Below are 24,972 nucleotides of genomic sequence, written 5' to 3'. Positions count from 1 at the left end.
ATACATACCTCCGTACTAAATTCCAATAGTTTTATTGTATCATTTTTTTGTTTTTTATACAAGGAAGCGAATTTAAGCAGATTTTTTCGCATTTTCACTTCTAAAAGGAAATTTTTTATTTTATAAAAAGACTATTTTATAATATACTTAAATATATAGATATGATGTTCATTTTCAAGGTGGTGTTATATTGGATCTTCTCGGTATTTTAGTAGGAAAATTTGTAATAGTTGGTTGTAAATTAACTGGAAAAAATGGTACATCATTGCCAGGAAAATTAGCTTTAAAGGTAGATGCTGATATCATAAAGAACATCGTAAAAGACGTAAAAAATGAAAAGATAGTTGTGACAGGAACAAATGGAAAGACTACTACATCGGGACTTATAGCAGAGATTTTAAAGTCGTCTGGCAAGAAAGTAGTTCATAATAGAGAAGGAGCAAACATGTTAAGTGGAATTGCCACTGTGCTTATAAAAAACAGCGACATTTTTGGCAATATAAGTTGCGATACTGGCGTTTTTGAAGTCGACGAAGCGAATATGCCTCTTGTCTTAAATGACATCAATCCAAAGGTAGTCGTTGTGACGAATTTTTTTAGAGATCAGCTTGACAGATACGGCGAGTTAGACACGACAATCAAAAAAGTCAAAGAATCTTTAAGTAAACTTCCTAAAGATTCAATGCTTCTTTTAAATGCAGACGAACCTTTTACAGCTTCTTTAGGCGATGACCTCAATCTAAATGTCTTTTACTACGGCATCTTAGACAAGTTAAATTACGGCTACAGCCTATCACCAGCATTTGAACAGAAATACTGTCCGGTTTGCGGTGGAAAATACGTCTACAGGGATGTTTTTTACGGTCAGCTTGGCGACTATTACTGCCCTAAATGCGGAAAATCACGGCCAAAATTGGATTTCGGCGCACTTGACATAAAACTTACAGAAGATGGCATATCATTCAAATTAAAATATAAAGACAAGTTAATAAACGTAAAAAGCCATCTTACAGGTGCATACAATGTTTATAACGTCATGGCATCTGTAGCAGCAAATGTACTTTTAGGAATTTCATTTTCAGATATACAAGCGGGGCTTAACAACTACACGCCTATTGCAGGTAGACTTCAAAAGACTTATTTAAAGGGCAAAAAAACCATAGTAAACCTCATTAAAAATCCCATAGGCTTTGACAGCACTTTAAACATGTTAAGAGAAATCAACAAACCTTTAAACTTATTAGTTGCCATAAACGACAATTACGCTGACGGCAGAGATGTATCTTGGCTTTGGGATGTAGACATCGAAAATTTTGTATCACATACAAAAATAAACCATGTTGTGACATCAGGGTTAAGAGCAGAAGATATGGCATTAAGGCTTAAATACGCCGGAATAGATCAAAAGAAGATAAAAATCATAAAACCAATAGATGAAGCACTGGACTACATTCCAACCATAACAGATGAAGAATTGATAGCTGTCCTTCCTAACTACACGTCATTGCACGAAGTAAATAATTACTTAAAATCAAGAGGTGTAAAACAATGAAACTCGTAATAGGCCATATGTATCCAGAGCTACTGAATCTTTACGGTGATAGAGGAAACATAATAACACTGAAAAGAAGATGTGAGTGGAGAGGAATTGAAGCCGAAATAAAGGCCATAACAGTAGACACAAATACAAATTTCAAAGACATCGACATACTGTTCTTAGGTGGTGGCTCTGACAGGGAGCAGAAAATCGTCAGCGATGATCTGACATTAAAGAGAGCAAAAAATTTAAAGTCTGCCATTGAAGATGGATTGACGCTTCTCAGCATATGTGGCGGATACCAACTGCTTGGCATGTACTACTTATCTTCAGACGGAAACAAATTGCCTGGCATAGGTGCACTTGAAATATACACGGTAGCAGGAAATAAAAGGATGATTGACAACATAATAATAGAATCATCTATCGATGGCAAGACATTTAAGATGGTAGGATTTGAAAATCACTCCGGAAAGACATTTTTGCAAAATAACGTTAAGCCTTTAGGAAAGGTCATATATGGAAATGGCAATAACGGCGAAGACGGCATGGAAGGCGCAATATACAAAAACACATTTGGAACATACCTTCACGGCCCAGTGCTGCCTAAAAATCCAGAGTTTACAGACATGCTGATAAAAAAAGCTCTGGAAAGAAAATACGGCAATTGCAATCTAACGCCTTTAGATGACTCATTTGAACATCTAACACAAGATGCCATAATAAATAGATTTGTAAAAAAATAGAGGTTTTACCTCTATTTTTTATTCGCTGTATTTTAAAGCTCTTTTAATGATGGTGTAGGACGATATGGGAGATATGTAAATTATGCTTTTTTTGTTTCTCTCTGTTATTACAAAAGACTTTATATTGTCATCTGATATTTTTACGATGAATCCTTCTTCTTCAGCAACCCTTAAAAATTCGCTGGTATCTTTTGACGATTTAACATCTATATTAAAAACTGCAATTATTTCATCGTCTGGCACCACTACATTCCCACCTAAATGAACGTACATATTTTCCTCCTTAATCAGGTATTATTACTCCATTTGAAATCAAAAAGTATTTATCGCCTTTTACATCTTTTTTTTCTGTATGTGTTATAAAAGTCTGACACCCTTCAACTTTATTTAAGATATATTTTCTCCTATTTTCGTCTAACTCTGACATGACATCATCCAGCAAAAGTATAGGACTTTCACCATTTTCTGATCTTATTACTTCGTATTCTGCCAATTTAAGACACAGTACAATCGTCCGCTGCTGACCTTGTGAAGCAAAAATTCTTGAATCATGGCCATTTATCGATATTTTCACATCATCTCTGTGAGGCCCGTACTTCGTATCACCATACCTTATATCCACATCCCTGTTTGAAATCAACTTATTTAAAAATAAATCCTTAGTAGACTTAATATCATCAATTTTGTCTGTAACATTATTCCAATATATCAGATCAACTTTTTCACATGAAATATCTTGAACAATCTTTTTTACTATTAAATCAAGATTATTGATGTACTGCCTTCTGTACATGATAATCTTTGAACCAAAAAATGAAAGCTGCTCATCCATAATGTCCAAAAGCCTTGCACTTTCTCTTTTAAATTTTACATCCTTTAAAATCTTGTTTCTGTTTGCTAAAACCTTGTTGTATTGTATTATGTCGTAAAGGTAGTTTCTCTTCATCATTGAAATAGATGCATCGATGTATCGCCTTCTTGATGAAGGGCTGCCTTTTACAATATTTAGGTCATCTGGAGAAAAAATCGTAGTAAGTATAATGCCGATTAACTCCGAAATATTCTTTATCTTATTGTTATTTACCTTAAAAAATCTGTTTTGATTTAACTTATACCCTGTCTCAACTGTCACTTCTTCACCATCTACGTCGAAAACACCTTTTATATAATAATAATCCCCATCAAAACACACCATATCCCTATTTTTGCTATTTCTAAAGGATTTTCCGATGCTTAACAACCTTATGCACTCTAAAAGATTGCTTTTTCCTTGTGCATTTGAACCGTATATTACATTTATACCAGCAGAAAATGTAACCTTTTGATGCTTTAAATTCTTAAAATTGTCAACAATAAGCTCTTTTAGATACATTCATTCCTTTTCCTTTCGTACAGCAAAACTGTACTTTATTTAATTACAAACTGTTTCTCATTTACAACCACTGTATCACCTTTGCGCAATTTTTTCCCTCTTTTAAGCTCAATATTTCCATTTACTCTTACAAGGCCATCCAATATCATCTGTTTACCTTTACCGCCAGTTTCTGCTATGCCTACGTACTTTAAAAATTGATCAAGCGTAATGTATTCAGTGCTTATCTTTACTTCTTCCATCATACCAAACCCTTTCGACTAATCATTTAATTTTACAGGCAATACCATGTACAAGTAATCATCATCTTCTATCGGCGTTATTATCATAGGATTTATGCTGTTTATCATGCTCATCTTTATTTTTTCAGAATCGATGACTCTAAGTGCCTCCAAAAGGTACCTGGAGTTAAAAGCTATCTCAATAAGATTGCCTTCAATCTCTATATTAAGTCTTTCCGACATCTTTCCTTTTTCAGAATTTGATGATATCACAAGTTCTCTTTCATTAAAAGTAAATTTAATTAGATTGCTTTTGTTTGAAGCCAGCAATGACGCCCTGTCTATAGCATCTACCAAATCATCTTTATCTATGATAACTACAGACTTAAAATCCTTAGGTATTACTGCCTTATAATTCATATAATTCCCATCTAAAAGTTTTGATATAACTTTTGTACCGTCAAATTCCAACAAAATTTGATTACCTGTAAAAGATATTGATACGTCATCATCATTGTCTTCCATAATCCTTAAAAGCTCGTTAGCCGTAGTACCTGGTATGACAACGCTGAAATCATCCATATTATTTGATAGAGGATCTTCTGAAACGTGTTTTTTTATAGCCATACGGTATCCATCAAGTGCTACCATATTTATCGCATTTCTGCTTACCTCCATAAGTATACCTGTCAGAATAGGCCTCGTCATATCTTGAGCGACGCTAAATGAAGTCATCTTTATCATTTCTTTTAAGACTTTCTGTTTTAAAGTGAAAGTTACATCTTTTATCACATCTGGTATATCAGGGAATTCTTCTGATGAATTTCCTGATATAGAAAATTCAGATAAACCACACCTTATATTTACTGTGTTGTTTTCGTCAGACTCAAAAAAAACTGTATCATCTGGAAGCTTCCTTACAAGGTCTGAGAAAACCTTAGATGATACGACTATACTTCCCTTTTCAATGATAAATGCATCAACACTGCATTGAATTCCAATTTCCATATCAGTTGTGTACATTAATATCTTATCGCCTTCTGATTTTAAAAGTATGCCTTGCAGTATAGGGAGGGTGGTACGGGGGGTTACCCCTTTTATAACCTTGTTCACTGCATTTGATAATGAAATTTTATCGCAAGAAAATTTCATAGAAATTTCTCTCCTTTTAGGTATATTTAAAAAAAATAAGAATATAATTAAATAATAGTAGTAGTAATAATAGAGCTTGTTAATATGTTAAAAACTTTTTTAATCAGCATAAAACCTTGTTTTTATGTTGTTGATAACTTATTAAAATTTTTAAAAAGATATCTACAATATCAACAAGCTCTAAAAAATCGATGTTATCAACAGTTTATCAATGTGTATATGTTAAAAACCTTTTATTCGCTTTTTAAGTTCCTCAATTTGTTTATTTAAAGATTCGTCTTCTTTTATGTCGTTTGAGATTTTGTCGTAGGCATGTATAACTGTAGTGTGATCTTTTCCAAATTCTTCGCCTATTTTAGGCAATGACAAGTCTGTCATTTCCCGGGCTAAGTACATGGCAATTTGTCTTGGAAAAGCTATCGTCTTAGTCCTCTTTTTTGATATAAAATCTTCGTATTTTATGTTGTAGTATTTGCATACCTCTTCTTGTATAAGCTTAACTGTTACTTTTCTGACTTTGTTGGATATTATGTCCTTTAAGGCATCTTTTGCGAGATCAAGGTCTATGTTTGCCTTTGTAAGAGAAGAAAAAGCCACGATTCTTATTAAAGCGCCTTCTAATTCTCTTATATTTGAAGGTATTTTTTCTGCAATGTATATAAGCACATCGTCAGGTATATTTAAGTTTTCGTTTTGCGCTTTTTTCTTTAAGATTGCTATCCTGGTCTCGAAATCTGGTGGCTGTATGTCTGCTATAAGGCCCCATTCAAACCGTGATCTAAGCCTGTCTTCCAGCGTTGGTATCTCTTTAGGAGGTCTATCGCTGGAAACTATTATCTGCTTATTTGCTTCGTACAGTGTGTTGAATGTATGGAAAAATTCTTCCTGTGTCCTTTCTTTTTTTGCTATAAATTGTATGTCGTCTATTAAAAGGATGTCTATGCTTCTGTATTTATTTCTGAATTCTTCGTTTTTGTCGTCTTTTATAGAGTTAACCAGCTCGTTTGTAAATGTCTCTGATGTAACGTACATTATCTTTGTATTGCTGTTGTGTTCCAGCACAAAATGACCTATAGCGTGCATTAAATGGGTTTTGCCAAGGCCAACACCGCCATATATAAAAAGAGGATTGTACGCCCTTGCGGGTGATTGTGCTACGGCCAAACATGCAGCGTGTGCCAATTTATTGCTGTTTCCTACAACGAATGTATCGAATGTGTACTTTGGATTTAACATGTTAGAAACAGATTTGTCTTTTTCACTTTTAAATTGAACGGTTTCTTTTATTTTTTTGTATTCTTCTTCGTCTTCTGATACTATTTTTATTTCTATGTTTTTGTTTGTTATCGATTTTGCTGCATCGTAGATTACATTTAAATACCTTCCATTTATGATATTTTTTGTAAATACATTTACTGCTGATAGCACAAGTATGTCATCTAATAGTGCTACAGGCTTTAAATGGACAAGCCATGTGGTATAGCTGGTGGATGTTAATTCGCTTTTTAATTTTTCAAATATTGCATCCCAGAGTGAGTAACAATCGTCATACATTTTGTGACCTCCTACAAATATAAACAAGCTGTTAATAAAAAATAATTTCCATGTGTTTATATCGGCAAGTTGTTAATAAATTTTGTTAAAAAGGCAAAAAAATATCAACAATGTAACATTGTTTTAAAAGATATAAAAATGTTGTTGATAAATTTTTACTTGATAAAAATATATTAAAAAAGGCTAAAAAACCTAATTATAAAATCAATGTATAAAAAATAAACTAAAATAATAACAAGTTATTCACAGATTTATGCACAACCTGTGAATAACTAAACGTGCGTATTGATAAATTTTAAAACTTATTAACAACTTCGATTATATAATACCAAAATATTAACACATTATCAATAAAAAAATAAAAATTATTAACAGTCGCTGAATAAAACTTTTTAATATGTTAATAACATTAGTGGATTAATTTATTGACATGCAAATAAATAAACGATATAATCTTATTAGCATTTTTATGGTTTTAGGAGGTGTAGTAGTGTTACGTACACATCAGCCAAAAGTAAGGCACAGAAAAAAGGAACATGGATTTAGAAAAAGGATGTCTACGAAAGATGGTCGTGATGTTTTAAGAAGAAGAAGGAGAAAAGGTAGACATAGGTTGACAGCATAAGGAAGGCCTTAATGGGCCTTTTTTGCAATCGGAGGTTTATAAATTTATGATATGATGAAGATAAAACGCAGTAGAGACTTTAAGAATGTTTATAGTCATGGGAAATCTGTTTCTAATCAATACATTGTCATGTATTTTTTAGAGAATGGTTTGGATGCCAATAGAGTCGGATTTTCTATCAGTAAAAAAATAGGTAAAAGTGTAGTTAGAAATCGCTATAAGAGGTTATTATATGAAAATTTCAGGTTGTTAGATGGTGATTTAAAAAAAGGATACGACATTATTTTTATTGCCAGAAATAAAATTGTAGAGTCAGATTTTTATACGTTAGGAAATGCTATGAGAAGGCTTCTTAAGAAATCTTCTCTTTATATGGTGAATGATAAATGAAATACATTTTCATATATTTAATAAAGTTTTACCAAAAATTCATATCTCCAATGAAGCCAAAATCCTGTAGGTTTTATCCGACTTGTTCTCAATACGCTATCGATGCCATCATGAAGTATGGCATTTTGAAAGGTGGAATTATGGCTTTGTGGAGGATATTAAGGTGTAATCCCTTTAATCCAGGTGGATACGATCCTGTAAAATAGCTAGGAGGTTTAAAATGGCATCAATTGGTATGTACCTTGGCCAGTTATTGAAATTTATATACGATTTTGTTGGAAATTATGGTGTAGCCATAATCATATTTACGATTCTCATAAGGGTTGTCCTTTTGCCTTTTTATGTCCAGCAGATGGGGACAATGAGAAAGATGAAAGAAGTTAGCCCTTTAGTTGAAGAACTCAAGAAAAAGTACGCTAAAGATCCCCAAAAGATGAATGAAGAGATGATGAAGTTATATAAAGAAAAGAATGTAAATCCTATGAGCGGTTGTCTGCCGATGCTTCTTCCTCTTATAATACTTTGGCCGCTTTTTGCTATGCTTAGAAGCTATCCTGCGTTTAGCACGGCTTCATTTTTATGGCTTAAAAGTTTAGCAGCAAGAGATCCTTATTTTATATTGCCAATATTGTCGGGTGTTACTACTTATATTTCCTCTGCGATGATACAGACAGACAACAATCAGAAGTCGATGAATCTTATAATGTCTGCTTTTATGATATGGATAACTGTTTCACTGCCTGCTGGTGTAGGAATATACTGGGTTACCAGCAATATCTTTCAGATTGTGCAGCAGTACATCTTTTTAAGACCTACCGAACCAATGAAGGGAGAGTCTTCAAATGAGGGAAATAATAAAAACAGGAAAGACGGTTGATGAAGCTTTAAATGCTGGACTTTCAGAGTTAGGTATAACGAGGGATTTGGTGGACGTAGAAGTAATAGACGAAGGCAGTAAAGGATTTCTGGGTTTATTGGGCAAACAGGCAATAGTGAAGATAATAGTCAAAGATGTCTTCAAGGAAAACATTAAAAGGTTTTTAGACGGATTGATAAGTTTTATGGGCATAGATGTCGCTTACGACATTGGCGAAAAAGATAATACGATATTGGTAAATTTAAAGGGAAAAGGCGTTGGTCTGCTGATAGGGTACAGAGGAGAGACATTAGATTCACTGCAGTACCTTGTATCTTTAGTGGCCAATAAAAATAATATAGAAGGCGTGCACAAGAGAGTTCTATTGGATGCGGAAAATTATCGCGAAAAAAGAGAGAAGGTACTCATAAATTTGGCAAATAAAATTGCCAGGAAGGTAAAGCAGGAACATAGAAGCATCACATTAGAGCCTATGAATGCCAACGAGAGGAGAATAATTCATTTGGCTTTGCAAGATGATCCTGATATAGAGACATTTAGCGAAGGCGATGAACCAAATAGGAGAGTGACGATATCTTTAAAGTAGCGGATACCCAAAAGGGTATTTTTTCTTTTATCTTATTGTAAAATAATATTTGGTGTTATATTATCATACTGAAGATTTGAAAGTTTGGTGGTTAATGTGATAGATGATACAATTGCTGCAATTTCGACTCCGATAGGTGAAGGTGGTATTTCCATCATAAGGATAAGTGGCAGTAATGCAATAAAAATAGTTTCCGGTATTTTTAAGTCAAAGCGAAACGTGGATTTGAAAAATGTTAAGAGTCATACGGTTCATTACGGTTTTATTTGCGATATGGAAAATGACGAGATATACGATGAAGTTTTGGTAAATGTCATGAGAAGTCCTCATACTTATACTAAAGAAGATGTGGTAGAGATAAATTGTCATGGAGGTTATATTCCCGCTAAAAGAATTTTAGAGCTTGTACTCAGAAATGGCGCAAGGCTTGCTGAACCTGGTGAATTTACAAAGAGGGCTTTTTTGAATGGAAGATTGGATATATCACAGGCGGAAGCCGTCATAGACATAATTAGATCTAAGACAGATCTATCTAATAAATACGCTTTGATGCAGCTTAATGGAAGCGTCAAAGAAAAGATCACAAAGATAAAAAATGATCTTGTGGCGCTTATTGCACATATATTTGCACTCATGGATTTTCCTGAAGAAGACGTGGAGTTATTTAATGATGGTGAACTTATAGATGGCATTAACAAATCAATCAGAGAAATTGATGAGATACTTAAAACATCTGAAAAAGGCAGAATCATAAGGGAAGGGCTTAACACAGCAATAATTGGGAAACCTAATGTAGGCAAATCATCGCTTCTAAACGCATTGTTAAATGAAAACAGAGCAATTGTGACAGATATACCAGGCACAACACGAGACATCATCGAAGAACATTTAAGCATAAAAGGCATACCTATAAACCTCATAGATACAGCAGGCATAAGGCAGACTGATGAGATCGTGGAGAGAATCGGTGTCGAAAGAAGCAGAGAAGCTATAGATAAGGCTGATTTGATAATGTTCGTTTTTGATGGTTCACGGCCTTTGGAGAAAGATGACTATGAGATACTTAAGCTAATAGAGAATAAGAAGATCTTATATATCTTAAATAAGATCGATTTGCCTTCTGCAATTGACATACATGAAGTTGATAAGTTATCAGGTGGAAGATATGTGAAACTGTCATCTGTCACAAAAGAGGGGTTAGAAACATTAGAAAATACTGTATACAATATGGTTATGGTTGATGGTTTATCCCACGACGAGTTTTTGTTGACAAACATGAGACACAAAGAGGCCTTAATTAAAGCGAAAGAAAATTTGGTGTCGTGCCTTAAGACGATAGAAAGTGGTCTGACGGAAGATTTTGTATCGATTGACTTAAATGCTGCAATAGATCATTTAGGTTTGATAACTGGTGAAACTGCAAATGAGGATTTGATAAATGAAATATTTGAGAGATTTTGTGTTGGAAAGTAGGTGTAAGGATGGTATACGATGCAGGTTCATATGATGTAGCTGTAATAGGTTTAGGCCATGCTGGATGTGAAGCAGCTTTAGCTACCGCAAGACTTGGCCTAAAGACAGTCGCTTTTGCTATAAATTTAGATTCTATTGCTTTGATGCCGTGTAATCCTGCTATAGGTGGGCCGGCTAAGACTAACCTTGTGAGGGAGATTGATGCGCTTGGTGGTCAGATGGCCATAAATACCGATTTGACATTGATACAGGAGAGGACATTAAATACCAGCAAAGGTCCTGCTGTAAGGGCTTTAAGGGCACAATCTGATAAAAAAAGGTATCAATTTAATATGAAGTATACGCTGGAGAAGCAGGAGAATTTAGACATAAAACAGGCAGAAGTTGTAGATATAGAAGTGGAGGATGGACAAGTTAAAAGCGTTATTACAAAGACAGGCGCAAGGTATCTTTGTAAGTCTTGTATTGTTACGACTGGCACATACTTAAGAGGTAGGATAATCATCGGTGATGTAAGCTACAGCGGTGGGCCTAATGGATTGTTTCCAGCTAATGAGCTTTCTAAGTGCTTTGAAAGGCTTAACATAAGATTGATGAGGTTTAAGACAGGTACGCCGGCAAGAGTTGACAAAAAATCTATAAATTTTGATGCGATGGAGATTCAGCCTGGTGACGATAAGATAACGCCTTTTTCATACATGCACGATGAGATAAATGTTGAGCAAATTCCATGCTGGCTTACATACACAAACACAAAGACGCATGAAGTGATAATGAAAAACATAGACAGATCTCCTCTTTACAGTGGTGAAATTAAAGGCGTTGGACCGAGGTATTGCCCATCTATTGAGGATAAGGTGGTCAAGTTTCCCGATAAGTTGAGGCATCAGCTTTTTATTGAGCCAGAAGGAAGAGATACAAATGAAATGTATGTTCAAGGCATGTCATCAAGCATGCCTGAAGATGTCCAGATAGAATTTTTAAGGACGATTAAGGGATTGGAAAATGTTAAGGTGATGAGGCCGGGATATGCCATCGAATATGACTGCATAGATCCCACTCAGTTAAAGCAATCTTTGGAGTTAAAGACTATTTCAGGGTTATTTTTTGCAGGACAAGTAAACGGTACGTCAGGATATGAGGAAGCTGCTGCACAAGGACTTATGGCAGGCATAAATGCCGCTATGAAGCACTACAATAGAGAACCATTTATATTGGATAGATCTGAAGCGTATATAGGCGTATTGATCGATGATCTTGTAACTAAAGGAACAAATGAGCCGTACAGAATGTTGACGTCAAGGGCGGAATACAGGCTTATTTTACGGCAGGACAATGCCGACTTTCGCTTAACTGAGAAGGGAAGGCAGATAGGATTAGTCGATGATGAAAGATACAATAGGTTTTTAAGCAAAAAAGCGCAGTACGAAAAAGAGATGGAAAGATTGAAAAGCACCATGATAACTCCAAGCCATGATGTAAATGAGTATTTAAAGTCAAAAGGAAGTTCACCTATCGTCACAGGGATAACCATGTACGATTTACTAAAGAGGCCTGAGATAGATTATGTTTCGTCGAAAGCGATTGATATTGGTAGGCCGGATAATATTAGAGACGATGTGGCTTTTCAGATCGATATAAACATAAAGTATGAAGGTTATATAAAGAAGCAAATGGAGCAAGTAGAGAAGTTTAAGGCATTGGAAAATAAAAAGATCCCGCCTTGGATAAATTATGACGACATAAAAGGAATAAGCATTGAAGCAAGACAAAAATTAAAAAGCATCATGCCTACATCTGTCGGTCAAGCATCCAGGATTTCCGGCGTTTCACCAGCAGATATTTCTGTCATCTTAGTTTATTTGCAGTCAAGGAGATAAGGTATATGAACAGAGAATACATTGATATGCTTATAAAAGGTGCTGATGATTTAGGAGTAGAACTTAATATGTTCCATGTGGAACAATTCTTAAAGTACACTGATCTTCTTTTAGAGTGGAATGAGAAAATGAATTTAACGGCTATTACAGAAAAAAAGGAAATCATCATTAAGCACTTTTTAGACAGCTTAACCGCATCAAAGTGTAAAATAATAAAGGGCGATGAAAGAATAATCGATGTAGGCGCAGGTGCTGGTTTTCCATCAGTTCCTATTAAAATTCTTTATCCGTCTTTAAAGCTTACTATAGTCGATTCTTTAAAGAAGAGGACAGTATTTCTAAATGAATTGGCAAGCTATCTTAATTTAAAAGACGTAGAAATCATACATGGAAGAGCGGAAGACTTAGGCAAAGATAGGGATTTTCGCGAGAAATACGACATATCATTATCGAGGGCTGTTGCACAACTAAATGTGCTAATAGAGTATTGCATACCTTTTACGAAGGTTGATGGATATTTGATAGCATATAAAGGGTCTAATGCAGATGAGGAAATAGCTGCATCGCAAAATGCCTTAAATGTTTTAAGGTGTAAGGTGGAAAATGTCCTTGATGTCACATTGCCTTACACCGACATTCACCATAAACTTGTCTTAATAAAGAAGTTGGATGCTACTGATAGTAAATACCCGAGAAAGCCAAAATCGATTGAAAAGTCACCACTTTAAAGAAAGGGTAATGATTTATGAGTGATTTTAGGGTTTGTCTGTTAGTTTCAAGAGGCGTTATCATTAAAGACGGCAAAGTTCTTCTCGTGAAACATCAGACGGAAAATGAGGTAGGATGGGTCTTTCCAGGAGGACGTGTTGAGGAAAATGAGTCCCTTGTAGAAGCGTTGGTGAGGGAATGCAAGGAAGAGACAGGATACGATGTGGTGGCTGATAGTGTCTGTTATCTTGAAGAATACCTTATTTACTACGCTACATACTTTAAGTGCAGAATTGTAGGTGGTGATTTGAAGTTAGGTTCTGATCCTGATATGCCTAGAGAGCACCAGGTGATTAAAGACGTAAAATGGATTGACGTATCACAATTTGATAGTTTAGACATATATCCAGAAGGGCTTAAGAAGATGATTATGGACGGAAGCATTAAGGATCAAAACATAAGATTGCCTGAAATATACAGATAAAAAATCGATAAAAATATTAAGGATAATAATGGAATTATAGGAGGAATTTTGATATTATTGTAGAATATATATAATATAATCTATTGTTTTACGAAGAGGTGTTTTTTATGGTGTCGATAAAACAGCAGGAAATAAAGTACTTGCCGATAGATCTTATTAGACCAAATCCATATCAGCCTCGCAAAATCTTTGACACTGCTAATCTGCAAGAGCTTTGCGATTCTATAAAAGCTTATGGTGTGATACAGCCAATAAGCGTGAGAGTCGTAAATGGCAATTCGTATGAGCTTATATCTGGGGAAAGACGGCTAAGAGCATCAAAGCTGGCGGGTCTTACGACGATTCCCGCTATAGTGTTTGAAGCATATGATGAGGATTCTGCAGTAATCGCTTTAATAGAAAACTTGCAAAGAAAAGACCTGAATTTTTTAGAAGAAGCTGAAGGATATTACAATCTAATAAATGACCACAATCTAACTCAGGAAAAATTGGCTATTATGCTGGGGAAAAGCCAGTCTACCATTGCCAACAAGTTGCGACTTCTAAAGCTTAGCGATGATATAAAGGCTAAATTGATAGAGCACAATTTGACTGAACGGCATGCAAGAGCTCTTTTAAGGCTTCCAGATGAGGAGATGCAGAATAAAGCCATCGACATAATCATAAAGAAAAAGTGCAATGTTAAAGAAACAGAGAAAATTGTACAAGACATGATAAACAAGATAACGATGGAAGAAGATAAAAAGCAAGAAAAAAAGAAGATGATGAGGTTTTATAAAGACATAAGAATCTTTGTAAATACAATAAAGCAAGCTATTACAATAATGAAAAATTCAGGTGTCGATGCTGAATACACTGAGCTTAATGAAGATGACTACATAGAATTTAAGATAAGGATTCCTAAAAAGTAATTTTTAATCACCCCGTATCATAATTTAACTTTTGTTCCACATGGAACAATGCTATAATAAAAATATGATAAAATTGCGGGGTGATAAATTGGGCAAAGTAATAGCTGTGGCAAATCAAAAAGGCGGCGTTGGCAAGACTACGACAACTATAAATCTTGGCTATTCTTTATCTGCTGCTGGCAAGAAGGTGCTGTGCGTTGATATGGACCCACAAAGCAATATGACCAGCGGATTTGGAATAGATAGTTCATCTATTAACTGCACTACGTATAATATTTTAATTGAAGGAAAAGACATAAGAGAAGCGTACATAAAGTTAGAAGATATGAGCGGAATTACCATTGTACCTTCCAGCATACAATTGGCAGGTGCAGAGATAGAGCTGGTGCCGATGCTATCCAGAGAATTTAGGCTTAAAAATTCCATAAATGAAATAAAAGAGGATTTTGACTATATTTTAATTGATTGTCCTCCATCTTTGGGACTCTTGACAATAAATGCATTGACGGCGGCGGATTCTATTTTAGTTCCTATACAATGTGAATACTATGCGCTGGAAGGATTAACACAATTAATGAACACTATAAATCTGATAAAGAAAAACATAAACCACAGTTTAGAAATCGAAGGTGTTGTTTTGACTATGTTTAATGCTCGGACAAACCTATCGATACAGGTTGTTGACGAGGTGAAAAAGTATTTTAAAGGGAAAGTGTACGGGACCATAATACCGAGGAACATAAGGTTAGGTGAGGCGCCAAGTTTTGGAAAGCCTATTTCTCTTTACGATCCACATTCAAAAGGTGCTGAAGCTTATGAGGAGTTGGCCAAGGAATTAATTGAAAGGAACGGTGAGGCAGGTGAATAACAAAAGAGGGCTTGGTAGAGGTTTACAAGCTCTTATACCAGAGATAGATGAAGAAAGCGCGAAAGGCGTTGAAAGCATTAAGATTTCGGATATTGAGCCAAATCAATTTCAGCCAAGGAAACATTTTGATGACGAGTCTTTAAAAGAATTATCCGATTCCATAAAAGAACACGGTATTATACAACCTATAATAGTCAGAAAGAACGATTTTGGGTATCAGATTGTGGCTGGTGAGAGAAGGTGGAGGGCGGCAAAGTTAGCGGGGCTTAAAGAAGTACCTGCTATAGTGAAAGATTTTGATGATCAAAAAGTGATGGAAATAGCCCTTATAGAGAACCTTCAGAGAGAAGACTTAAATCCAATTGATGAAGCAAAGGCGTATAAATCTCTAATGGAGCAATTCAACCTGACACAGGAAGAAATATCGAAAAGGGTGGGGAAAAGCAGGTCATCCATCGCTAATAGCATAAGGCTCCTAAACTTGGATGAAGAAGTTCAAAATATGTTGATGGAAGGCAAAATAACGACGGGACATGCAAAAGTTATATTGGCCTTGCAGGACGCTGAGAAGCAAAACATGATAGCTAAGAAAATAGTGGACAAGAACCTAAATGTGAGAGATACTGAAAACCTCATAAAAGAAGTCACATCGTCTAAGAAGAAAAAACGAAAAGAAAGCGACGCATACATAAAAGAGATAGAGGATAATTTCTGCAGATTCTTTGGCACAAAGGTTAAAATTATCCATGGAAAAAACAGGGGAAAAATATTGATAGAATACTATGGAGATGAAGATCTGTCGAGACTTGCTGAACTCATAATAGATAGGTAATCTCAATGCATTTGTAAAAACAAATGCATTTTTCTATTGTAACAAAGGCCAAATAAATATAAAATATAGATATATGAATGAATTTAAGGTGATGTAGATGGAACATTGCATAATAATCTGCAATTCAACGCAGCACATGCTTAATGCAGATAAGATATTAAAGGAAAATAGCATTAAAACAGAATTAATACCAGCTCCAGCAGAGTACGGTTCTGTATGCAGTACCGCAATTAAAATTGATGCATATAATGTAGATGTAGCAGAAAAGCTCCTAAAAATAAATTCCGTATCAGTAAAAGGTATATATCCATATAAAATTAGGAAATTAGATGGCTTGTTAGAAATAATAAATAAAGGATTAAATAGGGACATAAAAGCTGTTTTAGAAAAAGTGGAAAAAGGCATAGAGCTTACAGAAGATGATATAGTTTTGCTGCTTAGTGCCGATGGTGATGAGAACTTAAGTTCTATATACAAAGCTGCCGATGAGATGAGGAAGGCGGTTGTAGGTGATGTAGTCGACATAAGGGCTGCAATAGAATTTTCTAATATCTGTAGAAAAAATTGTCTATACTGCGGCTTAAGGAGAGACAATTTAACTGTTGACAGGTATAGGATGGATGTAAATGAGATAGTTGAAACTGCAAAAGAACTAAAGCAGATGGGGATAAAGACGGTTATTCTTCAATCAGGAGAGGATCCATGGTATACAGAAGATAAAATAATTGAGATAATAAGAAAAATCAAGAAAGAGACTAACATGCGGATAACATTAAGCATTGGTGAAAGGACTGAAGAAGAGTACCAGCATTTTAGGGAAGCTGGTGCAAACAACTTCTTGCTAAAAATAGAGACTACAAACAGGGAGATATTTAAAAACATACATCCTGATGATGACTTTGACTACCGCGTAAAATGCAGCCAATGGCTTAGGGGAAACGGATATATAAATGGCAATGGAAACATAATAGGTCTGCCTGGTCAGACAGCGAGAGACATTGCAAGAGATATACTTTTCTTTAAAGAGATGGGCATTCACATGGTGGGCATTGGTCCTTTCGTGCCTGCTGCAGGTACGCCTTTAGAAACGTATCCGCATGGAAGCGTCGATATGACCCTTAAAACTGTTGCTGTTACAAGGCTTGTACTAAAAAATGTCTTTATTCCAGCCACGACTGCATTAGCTACCGTTGACAAAGAAGCCCAAGTAAAGGCTTTGATGGCTGGCGCAAATACTATCATGCTTATATCTACCCCTTCAAAGTACAGAAGCAGGTACAGGATTTACAGCAATAAAAACATGGTAGATCTTAAGACGGCATACATGGCTATCGTAAAAGCCGGTAGAAAATTGCCTCCTTATATAAATAAAGAGTATATAAAAGAAATAGTATAGAAAAGTCGATAGGAGGGTTATCATTGATTTATTTTGACAATGCAGCTACATCGTATCCTAAGCCTGAATCAGTCTATGATGAGATTGATAGAGTGATGAGATACTGTGGCAATCCAGGCAGAGGAAGTCACAGGTTGGCAATAGAATCTGGAAAGCACATATTGGAAGCCAGACAGGAACTTTGCAATCTATTTAATATAAGCGATCCAATGAGGATAGTCTTTACGCTTAACACGACGGATTCATTAAATATTGCCATAAAGGGAATTTTAAACGAAGGCGATCACGTTATAACGTCCAGCATGGAGCACAATTCAATGATAAGACCGCTTATTGCGCTGAGGGATAGGAATTACATCGATTTGACTGTAGTCAAATGCGATGAAAAGGGAAATATCGATGTGGAGGATGTAAAGAAATCCATAAAGAAAAATACAAAACTGATCGCCATGATCCATGCATCAAACGTTACTGGCACGCTGATGCCAATAAGGGAAATAGGTAGTATTGCCCGGGAAATGGGTATATATTTCCTTGTGGATGCTGCCCAGACTGCAGGCAGTTATCCTATTGATGTAGAGAGAGACAATATTGATTTATTAGCATTTCCTGGCCACAAATCCCTGTTAGGCCCTCAAGGTACCGGTGGGCTTTATGTGGGAGACACAATAAAACTTAAGACGATAAAAGAAGGTGGGACAGGTAGCAATTCGGAAAACATACATCAGCCTGATATGATGCCTGATATGCTGGAAAGTGGCACGCCAAATACGCCTGGGATTGCAGGTTTGAAAGAAGGCGTAAGATTTGTTAGAAGCGTAGGCGTTGAAAGTATTTTAGATCATGAAAGGATGCTTGTCAGGAGATTTATAGATGGTGTAAAAGAAATTCCTAATCTTATCTTATATGGAAACGAAGATTCGAAAAAACGAGTTGGCGTCGTTTCAGTCAATATCAAAGATATTGATTCTGGTGAGGTAAGCTATATATTGGATAAGGCATTTGATATAGCGACGAGGTCTGGACTCCATTGTTCATCTTTGGCACATCAGACAATAGGCACTATAAAGACTGGAACCGTCAGATTTGGAATAGGTTATTTCAACACAGAAGATGAAGTTGATAAAGCTGTTGAAGCACTTTATACTATAGCAAAACAGGCCATTTAAATAATCTTTATATGCGGAGGAAAAAAACTATGCAGGAACTTATGATGATGCTCAATAAAAATATGGATTTACTTGTATTATTTGCGATTGTCTTAGGATTAATAGATTTTATAGTGGTCATTGTGATTAATTCAAAATACACAAAATTGAAAAATAAATATAAAAAGCTTATTAAGGAATTGGAGATGGGGGATGTAGTAGATCTTTTGGCTAAAAATATAAGCAAAAACGACGAGTTTAACGAGAAGTTGGAGAAGTTCAGAAAAGAGCTAAGCATGATAGACAATGAAATGAAAGCATCTATAAAAAAGGTTGGAATCGTAAGGTACAATGCTTTTAATGATGTTGGATCTGATTTAAGCTTTTCGATAGCTCTTTTAGATAGCGATGACAATGGAATAGTAATATCAGGTATCTATGGAAGAAATGAAACAGCCACATTTGCAAAACCTATAGTCAAAGCACAATCAAATTATCCTCTGTCTGCTGAGGAGATACAAGCCATAGATAAGGCAAGAAAAGGCCAGAGGTGAGGATAATTTGATCGCCTTTATTGTAAACCCCACTGCTGGCAATGGCAAGGCATACAGGATGATTCCTAAAATAGAGAAGTATATGAATGAGAAAAACTTAAAGTACAAGTTTTTTATAACAAAATATCCCGGACATGGCACTATACTGGCGAGAGAAGCTGTAAAAGATGATTTTGAAATCGTAGTAGCAGTAGGTGGCGACGGGACAGTTCATGAGGTCATCAATGGCATAAAGGATTCAGATGTAGCACTTGGCATAATACCTTTAGGTACTGGCAATGATTTTGCCAGGTATTTCCGCATTCCAAAGGACGTATATAAGGCATTGGAAATTCTGTTAATGAAAAAGACAAAGTTTATCGATAGCGCTGTCATAAACAAGTACATTACATGCAACAATGTGGCAAATATAGGCATCGATGCAGACGTTGCGGTGCAAGTAACCAGATTTAAAAGATTTGTCAGTGGAATTTTAGCTTATACATTAAGCCTTATAAATGTACTTTTTAAATACAAGCCATACAACGTAAAGATCGATATAGACGGAAAGATGATAAAGAGAAGGATAATGTTAGCTGCATTTGGCAATTGCAGCTTTTACGGCGGTGGATTTAAGATTTTGCCTGACGCCAATCCTGATGATGGATATTTAGATGTGATAATCGTAAATGAAATCAGCAAATTTAAGCTGCTTTTCTTGCTTCCTATGGCCATCTTTGGGAAGCACACATCGTTGAAATGTGTTGAAACTTATAAAGCCGAGAAAATACATATAGACGCTGAAAAAGAGTTGGCGCTTTGTGTTGACGGGGAAGTCATTTTATCAAACACAATAGTGCTTAATGTGAAAAGGAATTCTGTAAAAATTTGTACGAATTAAATAAAAAAGTATATTGTTAAAAAACTTCAGCCATACTATATATGGTTGAAGTTTTTTATTTTTTAACTTCTTTGGAGGCGTATAGATGGATGAAATAAAAACAGGGAAACTGATTATAATAGGTGGAGCAGAGGACAAAAAAGATAAATGTGTAATTTTAAAAGAAGTGATAAAGCTATCAGGTGGTGAAAATGGCAGGATTGTGGTGATGACTACAGCCACAGAAAAGCCACAAGAGGTAGGTAAAAATTATGTGGAAATTTTTAAAAGGCTAGGAGCTGGGATCGTAGAAACTGTAAATATAGATTCAAGAGATGATGCAAAAGATGAGATTGCCTTAGAAAAGCTTAAAAAAAGCACATGTATTTTCTTTACAGGTGGAGATCAATTAAGGATCACAAGCATACTTGGCGGAAGCGGTATAGACAAACTATTGAATGAACTTAATAAGCGGAAAGGGACTCTAATAGTTGGCACAAGCGCAGGTGCTTCCGCTATGTCAGGGACAATGATAATAGGTGGAGACGACGAGGAAGCCCCGAGAAAATGCACCATAAACATGGCTTCAGGATTGGGACTTTTGAATAACGTCATAATAGATCAACATTTTGCCCAAAGAGGCAGGATTGGAAGACTGCTTACGGCCATAGCTGAAAATCCCAACAATCTTGGAGTAGGAATAGATGAGGATACTGCCATAGTTGTCGATGGCGACAAGTTTAAAGTCATTGGCTCAAATGCAGTGACTGTTGTAGATGGAAGGACGCTAAAAAATACAAATGTATCGGAATCAAGTCCTGATGAGATACTATCATTGACACATGTTACACTGCATATACTCCCATCTGGATATGGTTTTAATATCATGCTGAGGGAGCCTTTTAAATACAATGAGGAGGATAAATAATGAATATAAAGGACATAAAGGTGTATCGAGGCAGAAACATATACTGCCATAGACCTGTTGTAAAGATGGTAGTTGACACAGGTGATCATGATATACCTACGAAAGACATACCTGGATTTAATGAGAGGCTTGTAAAAACAATCCCAGGTTTAAGCAAACACTGCTGTTCATACGGCTATGAAGGCGGATTTATAAAAAGGCTTGAGGAAGGGACGTATCTTCCCCATGTGACCGAGCACATAATACTGGAGATACAAAATATGTTGGGCTATGATGTGAAGTTTGGGAAAGCGCGACTTATTGATGGGCACATGTACAATGTCATTTTCGAGTACGAACTGGAAGAGTGTGCATTAAGATCTGCAAAGTTAGCAGTAAAAATGGTAAATAAATTTATAAACGGCGAAGACTTTGATTTTCAGCAGGAGTTGGAGCAGATTAGAAAAGTCGTCGTAGAAGTGGAATTGGGGCCAAGTACGATGGCTATAAAAAAAGCTGCTGAAGAAGCATCAATACCTGTGACGCGAGTGGGAAATGGCAGCATATTGAGGCTTGGGTATGGCCGCTATCAAAAGATGATAGAAGGTACCATAACGCAAAATACCAGTTGCATTGCTGTAGACATCGCATGCGACAAAATTCTTACGAAAAAAATAATCAAAGAATATGGATTGCCAGTGCCTGAAGGAGATGTGGCGTACAATGAAAATGACGCTATTGCCATAGCTGAGGAAATTGGATATCCAGTTGTAGTTAAGCCTTACAATGGAAATCAAGGAAAAGGCGTCTTTTTAAACCTTTCTAACAAGGAGGAACTTATTGTTGCTTACAGAAATGCTAAAAATATAAGCGATATCGTCATAGTGGAAAAGCACATCAAAGGAAAGAATTACAGAGTTTTAGTGGTAGGCGACAGAGTGGTGGCAGTGGCTGAGAGAATACCTGCAAGAGTATTAGGAGATGGCGTACATACGATAAGAGAACTGGTGGAGATAGAAAATGAAAATCCTTTAAGAGGTGTAGGACATGAAAAGCCTCTTACAAAGATAAATATAGATAACATTTCTCAATTCGTCTTAAAAAAGCAAGGTTATAACATAGATGATATTCCCAAAAAAGGCGTGTATGTTTATTTTAGAGAAAGCGCCAATTTAAGCACTGGTGGAACGGCAGTAGACAGGACAAAAGAAATACATCCAGACAATATTGAGATAGCTGTAAGAGCAGCTAAAGCCATAGGACTTGATATTGCAGGAATTGATATCACTATGGAGAATATATCGCTGCCTTTAAATAAGGAGAATGGTGCAATAATTGAAGTCAATGCAGCGCCTGGAATAAGGATGCACCACTATCCGTCACAAGGGAAACCAAGAGACGTAGCTAAGGCAATAATAGATATGCTTTATCCTAAGGGAAGCAAAGCTACTATACCAATAATATCAGTGACAGGGACGAATGGAAAGACCACCACTGTGAGGATGATATCACATATACTTAAGATATACGGTTATACAGTTGGCATGACTTCAACAGATGGCATCTACGTAGACGATGTCTGCATATACAAAGGCGATAATTCGGGGCCGAAAAGCGCCAGAACATGCCTTGCAGACAAAAACATCGATGCAGCAGTATTAGAAACCGCCAGAGGCGGCATAGTGAGAGAAGGCTTAGGATATGATTTAGCTGATGTCGGCATAATCACAAACATATCAGAAGATCATCTTGGGATAGATGGTGTTGAGACATTGGAAGATCTGGCTTTTGTAAAATCACTGGTGGTGGAGGCAGTAAAAAAGGATGGCTATTCTGTGTTAAATGCAGATGATCCTATGACACCATACATAGCGAAAAGAGCAAAGGGAAAGATCATATACTTCTCCATGCACGAGAACAACTTGACTATAAAAAGACATCTTGAAAATGGTGGTATATCTGTATATTTAAAGGACGACACTATAGTCATAGCAAATGGCGAAATCATACCTGTTGTGAAGATCGATGAGATTCCAGCAACGTTAAACGGCAAAGTCTTGTACAATGTGGAAAATGCCATGGCATCAATTGCTGCATGTTATGGGATAAAGGTTCCAGTCAACGTCATATCGAGAGGCATTAGGTCTTTTTACTGCGATGAAAACCACAATCCAGGCAGATTTAATATATTCAACATAGGAAGCTTCAGAGTGTTGGTGGATTATGGCCATAATATTGATGGAATAAAGAAAGTGATAGAATCTGCTCGCAAACTAAATCCAAATCGCTTAATCGGCGTTATAGGTGTGCCTGGGGACAGAAGCGATTCAAGCACACTGAAGGTTGGAGAGATATGTGGAAAAGGGTTTGACAAAATCTACATAAAAGAAGACATAGATTTGAGAGGAAGAAAACCTGGCGAAGTAGCAAAACTTCTTGAGATAGGCGCCTTAAAAGGTGGGATTTCTAAAGAAGATGTAAAGGTGATTTTAAAAGAAGTAGATGCACTGAAATCGGCCATGTATGAAGCGATGCCAGGCGATTTGATAGTCATATTCTATGAAAAGTACACACCGATAATCGATGCCATAAACAACTTCATAAGATTAAGCCAATTTAATATTGATGAAAGCAAAGAAAGGGCGTAAATCACGCCCTTTCCTTGCGGTCTATGATGTTCATTATAGATTGTGTTATGCCGTACGTTATTATATCTGCCATTTTCATAACGATATTAAGCCTCGTATTCTGCAGAACCATAAATTCCATAAAACCTGATATATTTACTATTCCGGTCACATACATGTTTCCGATAGGAGGCAAATCCTTAGAAACACCTGCGCCAGGTTTTATAGATCCTTCACCTATTGATATGCACCCTACGTGGTTTAATGAGCCAAGACATGCGTCTACAGCGACTATAAAAGGATTTTTATGTACTTTGTTTATCGTATTTAAAGTTTCATTTAAGTTTTTAGCGTGGACAGGTTCATTTAATGTGCCGTATATGCCTATTTTATCGGAGAAATAGTTTTTTAATTTGTATCCCACGATAGGTCCCAGGCTATCTCCTGTGGATCTATCAGTGCCAATACATACTATTACAAATTCATCCTTAAAATTAAACAATTTATTAAAACATCTTGAAAATTCAAGGCTAAAATCGCTGTAACAAGTTTTGTCATTTATGTTTATCAGTTTCATTGTAGCCCATCTCCTTTAAGCAATCTCATATTTATTTTTCACAATTTTTACCTTGTTAATACACTGACGACATTTTAGGTTGAAAAGCTGGGTAGATATGTGTATTATAATAGTAGTTGCACTTTAAGGTGGTTTATATGAATATTGTTGATATGGCAATACTTTTAATAATAGCCTATTTCATATATACTGGCTTCATTAAAGGATTTATCATGACGTTGTACGGGATGGCCAGCATTGTGCTATCATGGATTTTGACTAAAAGATTTTATCCAGTTGTAGAACAATTGATATTGAGAAATAATAAATTGGTAAGTCTTATAGTGAAGATCACAGGATACGGTGATGCGATTTTAAGCGGTGCATCGACGAAGATGATTGTTATATTGATTAGTTTTGTATTTACGTTTTTGCTGTCTTTGCTGTTTTTGAAAGCTGTTGCAGTAACTATCAATAAGTTAATGGATTATCCAGTTATAAGGACTTTCAACAGAGTCGGTGGTGGAATTTTAGGCGCTATAGAAGGATTTGCATTTCTATTTTTGCTGTTTGGATTGTTAAGTGTAGTAAATGGCATGCTGCCATTAAGTTATTGGACTTACATAGAAAAGTCTCAATTTGCAAAGCTGTTTTTGACAAACAAGGACTTTATTAAATTGCTTTTGCTTTAAATGAAAGGATGTTTAAA

The 24,972-nt window shown here is 35.8% G+C and carries 27 protein-coding genes; 21 read left to right on the top strand and 6 right to left on the bottom strand.

The window, feature by feature from the left end:
• The first annotated feature begins 190 nt into the window (after positions 1-190).
• Both BVF91_RS09950 and BVF91_RS09945 read left to right on the top strand, forming a co-directional pair.
• The gene (locus BVF91_RS09950; RefSeq protein ID WP_085113255.1) at positions 191-1,552 is read left to right on the top strand and encodes a Mur ligase family protein; all 1,362 of its coding nucleotides are present in this window, start codon (positions 191-193) and stop codon (positions 1,550-1,552) included.
• Positions 1,549-2,283, top strand: a complete 735-nt coding sequence (locus tag BVF91_RS09945) for a type 1 glutamine amidotransferase (RefSeq protein ID WP_085113254.1) — start codon at positions 1,549-1,551, stop codon at positions 2,281-2,283. Before BVF91_RS09950 ends, BVF91_RS09945 begins: the two co-directional genes overlap by 4 nt.
• 18 nt (positions 2,284-2,301) lie before the next feature.
• On the opposite strand, the gene remB is transcribed toward BVF91_RS09945, so the two are convergent.
• The 5 genes from remB to dnaA all read right to left on the bottom strand — a co-directional run bounded on the left by remB (position 2,302) and on the right by dnaA (position 6,582).
• Positions 2,302-2,556: an extracellular matrix regulator RemB gene (remB, locus tag BVF91_RS09940; protein ID WP_085113253.1), complete on the bottom strand. Its 255-nt coding sequence runs from the start codon at positions 2,554-2,556 to the stop codon at positions 2,302-2,304.
• Between the two features lie 10 nt (positions 2,557-2,566).
• Positions 2,567-3,655: a DNA replication/repair protein RecF gene (gene recF / locus BVF91_RS09935; protein WP_085113252.1), complete on the bottom strand. Its 1,089-nt coding sequence runs from the start codon at positions 3,653-3,655 to the stop codon at positions 2,567-2,569.
• 35 nt (positions 3,656-3,690) lie between these two features.
• Positions 3,691-3,897, bottom strand: coding sequence for an RNA-binding S4 domain-containing protein (locus BVF91_RS09930; protein ID WP_085113251.1), 207 nt, complete (start codon positions 3,895-3,897; stop codon positions 3,691-3,693).
• Between the two features lie 18 nt (positions 3,898-3,915).
• Complete coding sequence (dnaN, locus tag BVF91_RS09925; protein WP_085113250.1) at positions 3,916-5,028, bottom strand: DNA polymerase III subunit beta; 1,113 nt, start codon at positions 5,026-5,028, stop codon at positions 3,916-3,918.
• Positions 5,029-5,250: 222 nt separating this feature from the next.
• Entirely contained in the window at positions 5,251-6,582 is a 1,332-nt protein-coding gene (dnaA, locus tag BVF91_RS09920) for a chromosomal replication initiator protein DnaA (protein WP_085113249.1), read from the bottom strand.
• A gap of 490 nt (positions 6,583-7,072) precedes the next feature.
• Here dnaA and rpmH point away from each other — a divergent pair, with 490 nt between their 5' ends.
• The 18 genes from rpmH to cphA all read left to right on the top strand — a co-directional run bounded on the left by rpmH (position 7,073) and on the right by cphA (position 23,728).
• Positions 7,073-7,207, top strand: coding sequence for a 50S ribosomal protein L34 (rpmH, locus tag BVF91_RS09915; protein WP_013789130.1), 135 nt, complete (start codon positions 7,073-7,075; stop codon positions 7,205-7,207).
• A gap of 51 nt (positions 7,208-7,258) precedes the next feature.
• Positions 7,259-7,597 (top strand): ribonuclease P protein component, encoded by a 339-nt coding sequence (gene rnpA, locus BVF91_RS09910; protein ID WP_085113248.1) that lies wholly within the window; start codon positions 7,259-7,261, stop codon positions 7,595-7,597.
• The gene (yidD, locus tag BVF91_RS09905) at positions 7,594-7,803 is read left to right on the top strand and encodes a membrane protein insertion efficiency factor YidD (RefSeq protein WP_045411109.1); all 210 of its coding nucleotides are present in this window, start codon (positions 7,594-7,596) and stop codon (positions 7,801-7,803) included. Before rnpA ends, yidD begins: the two co-directional genes overlap by 4 nt.
• 14 nt (positions 7,804-7,817) lie before the next feature.
• Entirely contained in the window at positions 7,818-8,474 is a 657-nt protein-coding gene (locus BVF91_RS09900; RefSeq protein WP_085113247.1) for a YidC/Oxa1 family membrane protein insertase, read from the top strand.
• Entirely contained in the window at positions 8,440-9,060 is a 621-nt protein-coding gene (gene jag / locus BVF91_RS09895; protein WP_085113246.1) for an RNA-binding cell elongation regulator Jag/EloR, read from the top strand. Before BVF91_RS09900 ends, jag begins: the two co-directional genes overlap by 35 nt.
• A 96-nt stretch (positions 9,061-9,156) precedes the next feature.
• Positions 9,157-10,533, top strand: a complete 1,377-nt coding sequence (gene mnmE / locus BVF91_RS09890; protein WP_085113245.1) for a tRNA uridine-5-carboxymethylaminomethyl(34) synthesis GTPase MnmE — start codon at positions 9,157-9,159, stop codon at positions 10,531-10,533.
• Between the two features lie 8 nt (positions 10,534-10,541).
• On the top strand, positions 10,542-12,413 hold the full coding sequence (mnmG, locus tag BVF91_RS09885) for a tRNA uridine-5-carboxymethylaminomethyl(34) synthesis enzyme MnmG (protein WP_085113244.1): 1,872 nt from the start codon (positions 10,542-10,544) through the stop codon (positions 12,411-12,413).
• A gap of 5 nt (positions 12,414-12,418) precedes the next feature.
• A complete protein-coding gene (rsmG, locus tag BVF91_RS09880) occupies positions 12,419-13,141 on the top strand; it encodes a 16S rRNA (guanine(527)-N(7))-methyltransferase RsmG (RefSeq protein WP_085113243.1) in 723 nt (240 codons plus the stop codon).
• 17 nt (positions 13,142-13,158) lie between these two features.
• Positions 13,159-13,605 (top strand): NUDIX domain-containing protein, encoded by a 447-nt coding sequence (locus tag BVF91_RS09875; RefSeq protein WP_085113242.1) that lies wholly within the window; start codon positions 13,159-13,161, stop codon positions 13,603-13,605.
• Between the two features lie 107 nt (positions 13,606-13,712).
• Positions 13,713-14,516 carry a nucleoid occlusion protein gene (gene noc, locus BVF91_RS09870; protein WP_085113241.1) on the top strand — a complete coding sequence of 268 codons (804 nt, stop codon included), beginning with the start codon at positions 13,713-13,715 and terminating at the stop codon, positions 14,514-14,516.
• A gap of 88 nt (positions 14,517-14,604) precedes the next feature.
• Complete coding sequence (locus BVF91_RS09865; protein ID WP_085113240.1) at positions 14,605-15,384, top strand: ParA family protein; 780 nt, start codon at positions 14,605-14,607, stop codon at positions 15,382-15,384.
• Entirely contained in the window at positions 15,377-16,216 is an 840-nt protein-coding gene (locus BVF91_RS09860) for a ParB/RepB/Spo0J family partition protein (RefSeq protein WP_085113239.1), read from the top strand. The genes BVF91_RS09865 and BVF91_RS09860 overlap by 8 nt, the downstream gene beginning before the upstream one ends.
• A gap of 97 nt (positions 16,217-16,313) precedes the next feature.
• On the top strand, positions 16,314-17,612 hold the full coding sequence (hydE, locus tag BVF91_RS09855) for a [FeFe] hydrogenase H-cluster radical SAM maturase HydE (protein WP_085113238.1): 1,299 nt from the start codon (positions 16,314-16,316) through the stop codon (positions 17,610-17,612).
• A 23-nt stretch (positions 17,613-17,635) separates the two neighbouring features.
• The gene (locus BVF91_RS09850) at positions 17,636-18,781 is read left to right on the top strand and encodes an aminotransferase class V-fold PLP-dependent enzyme (RefSeq protein WP_085113237.1); all 1,146 of its coding nucleotides are present in this window, start codon (positions 17,636-17,638) and stop codon (positions 18,779-18,781) included.
• 29 nt (positions 18,782-18,810) lie between these two features.
• The gene (locus BVF91_RS09845) at positions 18,811-19,314 is read left to right on the top strand and encodes a DUF4446 family protein (RefSeq protein WP_085113236.1); all 504 of its coding nucleotides are present in this window, start codon (positions 18,811-18,813) and stop codon (positions 19,312-19,314) included.
• A gap of 7 nt (positions 19,315-19,321) precedes the next feature.
• Positions 19,322-20,194 (top strand): diacylglycerol/lipid kinase family protein, encoded by an 873-nt coding sequence (locus BVF91_RS09840; protein WP_085113235.1) that lies wholly within the window; start codon positions 19,322-19,324, stop codon positions 20,192-20,194.
• A gap of 85 nt (positions 20,195-20,279) precedes the next feature.
• Positions 20,280-21,101, top strand: coding sequence for a cyanophycinase (locus tag BVF91_RS09835; RefSeq protein WP_085113234.1), 822 nt, complete (start codon positions 20,280-20,282; stop codon positions 21,099-21,101).
• Positions 21,101-23,728, top strand: a complete 2,628-nt coding sequence (gene cphA / locus BVF91_RS09830; protein ID WP_085113233.1) for a cyanophycin synthetase — start codon at positions 21,101-21,103, stop codon at positions 23,726-23,728. Before BVF91_RS09835 ends, cphA begins: the two co-directional genes overlap by 1 nt.
• Before the next feature lies 1 nt (position 23,729).
• On the opposite strand, the gene yyaC is transcribed toward cphA, so the two are convergent.
• On the bottom strand, positions 23,730-24,284 hold the full coding sequence (gene yyaC, locus BVF91_RS09825) for a spore protease YyaC (RefSeq protein ID WP_085113232.1): 555 nt from the start codon (positions 24,282-24,284) through the stop codon (positions 23,730-23,732).
• A gap of 137 nt (positions 24,285-24,421) precedes the next feature.
• On the opposite strand from yyaC, the gene BVF91_RS09820 reads away from it, so the two are divergent.
• Entirely contained in the window at positions 24,422-24,955 is a 534-nt protein-coding gene (locus BVF91_RS09820) for a CvpA family protein (protein WP_085113231.1), read from the top strand.
• The last annotated feature ends 17 nt before the right edge of the window (positions 24,956-24,972 follow it).

It is taken from the genome of Thermoanaerobacterium sp. PSU-2, from assembly GCF_002102475.1.
Taxonomy (GTDB): domain Bacteria; phylum Bacillota; class Thermoanaerobacteria; order Thermoanaerobacterales; family Thermoanaerobacteraceae; genus Thermoanaerobacterium.
This window is presented reverse-complemented; position numbering and strand designations above follow the sequence as displayed.